General features: G+C 73.0%; 2 protein-coding genes. Both read left to right on the plus strand.

Annotation, left to right across the window (positions count from 1 at the left end):
* Positions 1-240, plus strand: a 240-nt coding sequence (locus GJV64_RS14965; protein WP_164158303.1) for a hypothetical protein, incomplete at its 5' end; no start/stop codon positions are given.
* 50 nt (positions 241-290) lie between these two features.
* A partial coding sequence (locus GJV64_RS14970) for a transglycosylase SLT domain-containing protein (RefSeq protein WP_164158305.1) occupies positions 291-860 on the plus strand: 570 nt, incomplete at its 3' end.

An 860-nucleotide genomic window follows, 5' to 3' on the forward strand; every position in this document is an offset into this window, starting at 1 on the left:
GATGCGATTGCCGCCGCCACCGATGCGAAGCGCGAGGCATTGGACGCGGTGCAGGCGGCGATCCGCGCTGGCGCGCCGGTGCCGCGCGCCGCTCTGGAACAGGCGCGCGCGCTCAACAGTGAGGCCATGCTGCGCGCCCGCGCCAAGCTGATCAGCGTTGAAAAGCGGCTCTCCGTGCTGCGGCCGGCGCCGGTGCGCGCCGAGCCGGTCACCTATGGCCGCGACGGGCGCTGGGCCTGAACCATGGCCGGGGGGCGCACAGCTGGCACAGGCTTTGCAGGATGTGGGGCATGACGCACGCCATCCAGCCGCGCAGCAATGCCCAGCCGGTGATCGCCGCCATCGAGGCGGCGGCGCAGCGCACCGGCGTGGATTTCTCCTATCTGCTGGCCAATGCCCGCGCTGAATCCGGGCTCAACCCCGCCGCCCGCGCCGCCACCAGCAGCGCCAGCGGCCTGTTCCAGTTCACCGATGCCACCTGGCTGGGCGTGGTGGCCCGTCACGGCGCCGCGCACGGGCTGGGCTGGGCCGCGCAGGCGCTCAAGGATGGCGCCGCGCCGGCAGTGAAGCAGGCCATTCTCGCCCTGCGCCATGATGCCGGTGCGGCCGCTGCCATGGCCGGCGAATTCACCCGCGACAATGCGGCGAAACTGGAAAGCGCGCTGGGCCGCGCGGTGGGCAGCGCCGATCTCTATCTCGCCGCCTTCTTCGGTGCCGGCGGCGCGGTGAAGTTCCTGAAGACCATGGCCGCCACGCCGGGACTGGCGGCGGCCAGCCTGCTGCCGGCGGCGGCCGCCGCCAACCGCTCCACCTTCTTTGCCGCCGATGGCCGGCCGCGCAGCCTGGCCGAGGTGCATGAT

This window comes from Sandarakinorhabdus rubra, from assembly GCF_010994245.1.
In the GTDB taxonomy this organism is placed as follows: Bacteria; Pseudomonadota; Alphaproteobacteria; order Sphingomonadales; family Sphingomonadaceae; genus Sandarakinorhabdus; species Sandarakinorhabdus rubra.